Below are 7,592 nucleotides of genomic sequence, written 5' to 3' on the forward strand. Positions count from 1 at the left end.
ACCGGCGACGCGGTGCAGGTCATCCGGTACTCCATCGACTTCGTGGGGAGGCCACCGTGGCGCACGGCTCAGATTCGACTCTTCGCTTCCTGGGAGCCGCCGACACCGTCACCGGGTCGCGGTACCTCGTCGAGTCCGGTGACCGCCGGGTGCTCATCGAATGCGGGCTCTTCCAGGGGTACAAGCTCCTGCGCGACCGGAACCGCCTCCCCTTTACGGTGCCGCCCGAATCCATCGACGCCGTCGTCCTCACCCACGCGCACCTCGACCACAGCGGATACCTCCCAGCCCTCGTGCGGGACGGCTTCGCCGGCCCCATCTACTCGACGGTCGGAACCGCCGAATTGTGCAGCCTGGTCCTGCCCGACAGCGGTCACCTGCTCGAGGAGGAAGCGTCCTACTCGAAGAAGCGCGGGTCATCCCGGCACGCGAATCCCCGGGCGTTGTACACGGCGGCGGATGCGGTTCGCTCCCTCGAGTCGTTCCGGGTGCGGGATTTCGACCAGGAGCTGGACCTCGGACCCTCGCTCCGGGCAACCTTCATCCCGGCGGGCCACATCCTGGGCGCCGCCCAGGTCCGGCTCGACGTGGCCGGGAGCGCGGTGCACTTCACCGGCGACCTCGGCCGGGCGGACGACCCTCTGATGAAGCCCCCACGGGCACTTGGGGCGGTCGACGTGCTCGTGGCCGAGTCGACCTACGGGGACCGGAAGCACGCGGGGGCCGACCCTGAGGAGGAGCTCGGCGCGGTGATCCGGCGGGTCGCCCAACGCGGCGGAGTCGTGATGATCCCGGCGTTCGCCGTCGGGCGCTCGGAGTCCGTGCTCCTCCACCTCTCTCGGCTGCGTGCGGCAGGCTCGATCCCTGATATCCCGATCTACCTCAACAGCCCGATGGCCATCGACGCCTCGGAGATCTACCGGCGCCACGCCGAAGAGCACCGCCTGACGCCGGACGAATTCAGGGACATGTACCGGTTGGCCACCCTCGTGCACAGCGTCGACGAATCGAAACTGCTCAACCTGCGCGGCGGGCCGATGATCATCATCTCCGCCAGCGGGATGCTCACCGGCGGCCGCATCCTCCACCATGTCATCGCCTATGGATCCGACCGGCGCAACGCCATCATCCTCACCGGCTACCAGGCCGGCGGAACGCGCGGCGCCGCGCTCCTGCGCGGCGAGGACCACCTGCGGATCTACGGCCGGGACGTGCCGATCAAGGCCGAGGTCGTCGCCCTGGGGAGCATGTCGGCCCACGCCGACTCCGACGGGGTCATCGAGTGGATGCGCGCCGCCCCGCGACCGCCCGCGATGACCTACCTCACGCACGGGGAGCCGGCCTCCGCCGACACCCTGCGGGTGCGAATCAAGCGCGAACTCGGCTGGAACGCGAGGGTGCCGGAGCACCTCGAGTCCATCGACCCCGCCCACCCCCGCTGACCGCGCTAACCGCGCCCTCTCTCTTCGCCGAACTGTGAGTTTGGCACCTTCACCGGGGTCGGGAAGGTGCCAAACTCACAGTTCGGCGAGGGGGCGGTGGACGTCGTGCAGGTGGTGGACGGGGTCGTGGAGCACGTATTGAGCGAGCGTGGTCACGGTGAAGCGGGCTCCGTCGCTGCGGCGGCCGGTGCGGGTGCTCTCCGTTACCGGGACGGCGGCGAAGGCATCGGCCAGGGATGCCGCGGCGAGGGCGAGCTCCCGGCCGACCACGGCCGGGTCCTGTTCGTGGTACCGCTCGGCGACCGCCGTGGCATCCTGGTCCCAATTCGCGAACAGCGGGTCGTCTTCGCTGAGCATGAGCCCCAGCCGCACCGAGAAGATGCGGAAAACGTCGCGCACGTGGGCGGCGTATTCGAGGGGGGACCAGGTGTGGTCGTTCGGGCGCACGGCCGCGTCGGTGCGCGCGAGGACGGGGCCCCAGCCGGCCGCGTTCTCGCGAATCAGGCGCGGGATGTCGTCGAGGGCGACCTCGGCGGCGTCGAAGCCGCACTCGGGGCACGGCTGCTCGAGGACCCAGGTCCAGTCTTTTGTGTCGGGTGTGATCGCCATGACCGAATTCTAGCCAGCGGCTGTGTCCGCCGCCTGGCAGGCCGCGCCGGAGCGCATCGCCTCGGCCGTCTGTTCCTCGGACCACGGCAGCCTGAGCACGGGAGCCTCGGCGGAATCCGTCGGCGGTGCCTTCGCCGCGATCGAGGCGAGGCGTTGCGCGAGGGACTGCACGAACCCGGGGCCCGCGGTCGAGTTGTTCAGCATGACGACGATCGTCAGGCCGCTCTCCGGGTCGACCAGGGTCGCTGAGAGGAAACCCGGGATCGCACCGGCCTGCCCCCGCAGAGGGCCGAGTTGGCGGCCTCCCAGTCCGTAACGCTGCCACTGCGGGGACGTTTCGCCCTGGGGCACGGTCGCCCACAGCGCCTCCGTCGATTCCTCGGACAGCACGCTGCCCTCGGCGAAGGCCCGTGCCCACGTCCTCAGGTCGGCGAGCGTCGACACGACCCCGGCGGCGACCCAGCCCATGGAATTGGACAGCTCGGTTTCATCGCGCACCTTGTCGCACGCCGGCACCCCTGCTGCGTCGACCGCAGCCGCATAGCCGTGCGGGTGCGGGTCGGGGAGCCGCACGGCGTCGCCGGCGGGAAAGGTTGTCTGGGTGAGGCCCAGCGGGTCGAAGATGTAGTGCCGGTAGAGCGATCCCCAATCCTGGTGGGTCGCCGACTGCAGCGCCATGCCGAGCAGGATGATGCCGGTGCTGGAATACGACCAGGCGCCACCCGGCGCCGCAAGGCGCTTGCCGGCCAGGCCGCTCGCGAGGATTTCCATGGGCGGCCACTGCCGCGTGGGGTTGTCCACGAACTGGGGCGCGAGCCCCGGGTAATAGTCCGCCAGGCCGGAGGTGTTTCGGCAGAGCTGTCCGAGCGTGATGCCCTCGACCTCCGCGCTCCGGCTCAGGTAGCGTGAAACGGGGTCGTCAAGCTTCACCCGGCCTTCCTCCACGAGCCGGAGGAGCACCGTGCAGGTCATCGAGGTGGTGGTGGTTCCGATCCGGAACTTCATGTCGGTGGTCATCGGGTTGTCGCCGGCCATCGTGGTGGTTCCGGGCGTCGCCACCCAGTCTCCCGCCCACGGCGCCCAGACCCCGGCGAGCGCCCCGGACGCTCCGGACAGGGCGAGCCCGTCTGCGAGTGCGGCATCGAGTCGCTCGGCCACACCGGCCGGCAACCGAGAGCCCACCGGAACCGTGAGGTCGGGGGCCGGACCAGCCTCGCTGAGGCAACCGGAGAAGGCGAAGGCGGCTCCGAGAACGAGCGCGAGCGCAGCCCAGCGGCGTTTCGGAACGGGTCTACTGTCCATTGGCATCCCCAGGCTGACTGATGGCCCTTGTACCGGGGAGTGTACCCAGATCGCTTCGGTCGCGCGCCGGTGTCGGCCGAGTCGTTCCCGGGCGTTCCACCATTCCAAGCCGCCGCGGCGAGGGGTTCTCGGATCACATTCGCAGCAAACACCAATCCGATTCACGGCTATCTCCGAATACCAGATGAGCCCGGATAACCGTGGCACCTAAGAGAGGCACCAACATGCGTACATCCCCCAACCGACTGCTCGGCACCGTCTTCGGAGCGGTCTACATTCTCGTCGGCTTGCTTGGCTTCGCCGTCACCGGCGGCATCGGCTTCCTCGCGACCGAGGGCGGCCTGCTCCTCGGGATCTTCGCGGTCAACCCGCTGCACAACGTGGCCCACCTGCTGATCGGCGCCGCCCTGCTGATCGCCGCGCTCTCCAGCGTGTCCGCAGCCAAGGCCGTGAACGGGGCCGTCGGAGCCGTCTACCTGCTCCTCGGTATCGTCGGCTTCTTCATCGTCGGCTCGGCGCTGAACATCCTGGCCCTGAACACGGCCGACCACTTCCTGCACCTGGCCAGCGCCATCGTGCTGCTCGGCGCCGGACTCGGAGCCGAACGGTCCGCCCGCGTCTCCGCCACCGCGTAACCGCGTCCGAACAGCGTCGCCCAGGAGAAGAGCACAACATGAACCCCGTCGTCCGCACCTGGCTTGCCTTCGCCGCCATCGGCGCAGCGCTGGTACACCTCGCCGTCGGAGCCGGCGCTCCTCTCCCGCTCGCAATCATCCTGGTCGGGCTCGGCCTCGCCGAGCTCGGCTGGGGTGTCGTGACACTCATCCGAGGCCGCGTCACGGCCCCGGATGCCACCGTCGCCCTCGCACTCGTCCCGGTGTTCCTCTGGGGCGCCACGGCGATCCTCGGCAGCGGGCTGGGCGTCACGGCCGACGCGACGGGACTACCCTTCTACCCGATGGCCGTCGCCTCGCTCTTCGACATCACGCTCGCCTGCTCCCTCGCCCTGTCCAGACGCAGCAACGCGCGGCGGGCGACAACGGATGCCGCCCCCTCGCCCCGGGCCGACGTCCCGGCCGCCCCACCCCGGCCACAGGCCGCCTGGAGTTTCCTGGCCGCACTGATGATTGGCGGCATGCTGTTCTCGGGCCTGACCACGAGCGCCCTGGCCGCCACGAGGGCCGGCGAGTACGCCGTTCCGCATGGCTCGCACTCGACGCCGGGGACCGACAATCCCAGCGGAAGCCACACCGGCCACGACACCGGCCACTAAGTCCGGGGGATCTCCTCGGTGGCCAGGGCAGCCCGCTCGCCCTGCATGAAACGCTGCACGTTCTCATCCACGATGATGTCGCTCGGACGCAGCGGGCGGGCCAGGTAGAGACCCTCGAGACTGGTCAGCCGGCTGAGGGCCACGTAGGTCTGGCCGGGGCTGAAGACCCGCGAGCCGAGGTCGACGATGGCCCGCTCGTAGGTTGCCCCCTGCGACTTGTGGATCGTGACCGCCCACGCCAGCCGCAGCGGGAACTGCGTGAACTCGGCCACGACATCCTTCTTCAGCTTCTTCGTGAGCGGGTTGTAGCTGTACTTGAACTTCTCCCACACGGTGGGTTCGACCTCGTGGGTGTCGCCGTCGATGTCGACGTACACCGTCGAGTCGACCTTCGTGACGGTGCCGATGCTGCCGTTCACCCAGCGCTGCCCGCCGTCCTGGTGGTTCGAGTCGTTGCGCAGGAACATCACCTGAGCGCCCACCTTGAGCTCGAGCACCTCGTCGGCCGGGAACGTGCGTCCGCCGAAGTCGCCGGTGATCTCGGCCTTGGCCGTGAGCGGCCGGCCGGAGAGTCGCTGCAGGGCGGCCGCGTTGATGCGGTTGACCGCGTCGTTGCGGGTTGCCAGCGTGATGACGCCTTCGCTGGGCGCCGGACGGGCTCCGGCGGCGTTCAGCGCGCCGCCGATCTCCGCGGTGACCTGGCCGTGGCGCACCGCGTTGAGCATGTGCTTGAAGTCCGCGTCGTGCTGGCGGTGGATCTCGGTGAGTTCGAAGATGCGCAGTTCGGCTTGCTGCCAGACCCTGGCGTCGAAGAACCACATCGACCGGTACGTGTCGGCGAAGTAGGCGCGCTCGTCGGAATCACCCGGGACCGGTGCGAGCTGGTACGGGTCGCCGAAGAGCACGATCTGCACGCCGCCGAACGTGTCGTGTGGGCGCTGGCGCGCCTGTCGCAGACTGCGGTCGATGGCATCCATCAGGTCGGCGTTGACCATGGAGACCTCGTCGATGACGAGCGTGTCGATGGTGTTGAGCAGCTTGCGCACCTGGTCGGACTGGTCGATCACGTGGTCGGCGATCACCCCGATCGGCAGCCGGAACAGGGAGTGGATGGTCTGCCCGCCCACGTTCAGCGCGGCCACTCCGGTCGGCGCGGCAATGACGATCTGTTTGCTGGTGTGCCAGGAGAGGTGGTTCAGCAGTGTCGACTTACCCGTGCCGGCGCGACCGGTGACAAAAACGTTCTGGCGCGTGCTTTCGATCGCGGCGAAGACTTCGGCCTGCTCGCGGGACAGCGGGATCTCGGACACGGGGGCACTTTCGGTGGGCGCGGGGGCGGGGGGAACATTCCACTGTAACCGTCCCGACCCGGCAAACGCCGGGACTTCACGCGGTTGGGGGCAAGGACACGTGGCAGTGGCGGCACCGGCCGTTTCGGGGGCGGCGAGCCTGCGCCCGTAGGATGTTGACGTGACCATCGGGGACGGCGAGAGCCGGCGAAGCCTACGGCGCGCCATCATTGCCGTGAGCGTGATCGCAGCGCTGCTGCTCGGTGCCCTGTTTGCCGCCATCGGTTCCCTGAACCGGGAGGTCTACAGCGCCGGCGGCTTCGTTCGCCAATACCTCGACGCCCTGGCCCGGCACGACCAGGCCGGTGCGCTGGCCATGCCCGGCGTGGAGCTCACGAACGCCAGGCTCACAGAGGACGGGCTGCCGCAGAACCTCCCCTCGACGCTGCTGCGCGGATCCGTCCTGGGTGAACTCAGCGACATCCAGCTGCGAAGCGACACCGGCGGCGCCAACGGCCGCCACACCGTGGTCTACGACTTCCTGCTGGACGGCAACGAGTCGACGATGAAGTTCGCGGTGGCCCGCACCGGCACCTTCGCCGGGGTCTTCGACAGCTGGCGCTTCACGACCAGCCCACTGGCCGTACTCCAGGTGACGGTGCTCCACGAGGCGACGTTCACCGTCAATGGGCTCACCCTCGATACGCGGGCCCACGCGGCACCGGAAGCGCCGGTCACGTTCTCGAACCAGGCCGCCTACCTCGCGTTCGCACCGGCGCTGTACGGCTTCACCCACGATTCCACCCTGCTCACCGCCCCGAAGCAGGCGCTGCCCGTCACGTCGGGCGGCGCAACCGATGTCACGATCGACGCGATGCCCAATAAGCGGTTCATCAAACAGGTGCAGACCGAACTCAACGATTTCCTCGAGGCGTGCGCGACGCAGACGGTGCTGCAGCCGTCGAACTGCCCGTTCGGCATCGAAATCAACGACCAGGTGCAGGGGCTGCCGGCGTGGTCGATCGCGAGCTTCCCGGTGGTCACGCTGACGGCCGGCCAGAACACGTTCGAGATGCCGCCGACCGTCGGCCAGGCGCACATCGTCGTCGACGTCCGATCCCTCTTCGATGGGGAACTCACCACCCGGGATGAGGACGTGCCGTTCACGGTGGCCCTGAGCGTGACGATCAGGCCCGACGGGGCGCTGGCGATCCAACTGCACTAGCTGTTGTTCCCACTGACGTTGTGAACGCGGTCGATGGGTGATTTGCCGCCGATGCCGGTATGGGGTCTGTGGTGATTGTAGCTATGGATCCAGCCCTGGTAGGTGTCGGCTCGGGCGTGGTCTGAGCTGTAGTGCCGGGCGTAAGCCCACTCGGCTGCGAGAGTGCGGTGGAAGCGCTCGATCTTCCCGTTGGTCTGCGGCCGGTAGGGCCGGGTGAATTTGTGCTTGATGTCGCCGAGGGCGTCGTTGAAGAACCGGGACCGGTAGCAGGACCCGTTGTCGGTCATCACGCGCAGCACGGTGATGCCGTGGGAGGCGTAGAACGCGTTGGCGCGTTGCCAGAAGCCGGCGGCGGTTTCCTTCTTCTCGTTGGTCAGGATCTCGGAGTAGACGAGCCGGGAATTGTCGTCGATCGCGGAGTGCAGGAAGGAATGGCCGACCCCGGAGCGCCG

At 68.7% G+C, this 7,592-nt stretch carries 8 protein-coding genes; 4 read left to right on the plus strand and 4 right to left on the minus strand.

Annotation, left to right across the window (positions count from 1 at the left end):
• Positions 1-56: 56 nt before the first annotated feature.
• Positions 57-1,442: an MBL fold metallo-hydrolase RNA specificity domain-containing protein gene (locus BLQ39_RS13805; RefSeq protein WP_092324804.1), complete on the plus strand. Its 1,386-nt coding sequence runs from the start codon at positions 57-59 to the stop codon at positions 1,440-1,442.
• Between the two features lie 75 nt (positions 1,443-1,517).
• Here BLQ39_RS13805 and BLQ39_RS13810 read toward each other — a convergent pair whose 3' ends face one another.
• Together BLQ39_RS13810 and BLQ39_RS13815 are read right to left on the minus strand one after the other, a co-directional pair.
• Positions 1,518-2,051: a DinB family protein gene (locus tag BLQ39_RS13810; RefSeq protein ID WP_092324806.1), complete on the minus strand. Its 534-nt coding sequence runs from the start codon at positions 2,049-2,051 to the stop codon at positions 1,518-1,520.
• A 9-nt stretch (positions 2,052-2,060) separates the two neighbouring features.
• The gene (locus BLQ39_RS13815; RefSeq protein WP_166784422.1) at positions 2,061-3,353 is read right to left on the minus strand and encodes a serine hydrolase domain-containing protein; all 1,293 of its coding nucleotides are present in this window, start codon (positions 3,351-3,353) and stop codon (positions 2,061-2,063) included.
• A 224-nt stretch (positions 3,354-3,577) separates the two neighbouring features.
• Between BLQ39_RS13815 and BLQ39_RS13820 the strand changes: the two genes are divergently transcribed.
• Together BLQ39_RS13820 and BLQ39_RS13825 are read left to right on the plus strand one after the other, a co-directional pair.
• Positions 3,578-3,988 (plus strand): DUF4383 domain-containing protein, encoded by a 411-nt coding sequence (locus BLQ39_RS13820; protein ID WP_092324810.1) that lies wholly within the window; start codon positions 3,578-3,580, stop codon positions 3,986-3,988.
• A gap of 38 nt (positions 3,989-4,026) precedes the next feature.
• Positions 4,027-4,626 (plus strand): hypothetical protein, encoded by a 600-nt coding sequence (locus BLQ39_RS13825; RefSeq protein WP_092324812.1) that lies wholly within the window; start codon positions 4,027-4,029, stop codon positions 4,624-4,626.
• On the opposite strand, the gene BLQ39_RS13830 is transcribed toward BLQ39_RS13825, so the two are convergent.
• Entirely contained in the window at positions 4,623-5,936 is a 1,314-nt protein-coding gene (locus tag BLQ39_RS13830; protein ID WP_174775379.1) for an ATP-dependent DNA helicase, read from the minus strand. The genes BLQ39_RS13825 and BLQ39_RS13830 overlap by 4 nt on opposite strands.
• A gap of 160 nt (positions 5,937-6,096) precedes the next feature.
• Between BLQ39_RS13830 and BLQ39_RS13835 the strand changes: the two genes are divergently transcribed.
• Positions 6,097-7,140 (plus strand): hypothetical protein, encoded by a 1,044-nt coding sequence (locus tag BLQ39_RS13835; RefSeq protein ID WP_092324816.1) that lies wholly within the window; start codon positions 6,097-6,099, stop codon positions 7,138-7,140.
• On the opposite strand, the gene BLQ39_RS13840 is transcribed toward BLQ39_RS13835, so the two are convergent.
• Positions 7,137-7,592, minus strand: a 456-nt coding sequence (locus tag BLQ39_RS13840; RefSeq protein ID WP_143006477.1) for an integrase core domain-containing protein, incomplete at its 5' end; no start/stop codon positions are given. The two genes, BLQ39_RS13835 and BLQ39_RS13840, sit on opposite strands and share 4 nt — an antisense overlap.

Origin of the sequence: Cryobacterium psychrotolerans (assembly GCF_900101115.1) — a bacterium.
Lineage (GTDB): Bacteria > Actinomycetota > Actinomycetes > Actinomycetales > Microbacteriaceae > Cryobacterium > Cryobacterium psychrotolerans.

Bases quoted from the DNA above. Each gene is read 5' to 3' on its own strand.
- BLQ39_RS13810 (WP_092324806.1), bottom strand. From the start codon at position 2,051: ATGGCGATCACACCCGACACAAAAGACTGGACCTGGGTCCTCGAGCAG.
- BLQ39_RS13815 (WP_166784422.1), bottom strand. From the start codon at position 3,353: ATGGACAGTAGACCCGTTCCGAAACGCCGCTGGGCTGCGCTCGCGCTC.
- BLQ39_RS13820 (WP_092324810.1), top strand. From the start codon at position 3,578: ATGCGTACATCCCCCAACCGACTGCTCGGCACCGTCTTCGGAGCGGTC.
- BLQ39_RS13825 (WP_092324812.1), top strand. From the start codon at position 4,027: ATGAACCCCGTCGTCCGCACCTGGCTTGCCTTCGCCGCCATCGGCGCA.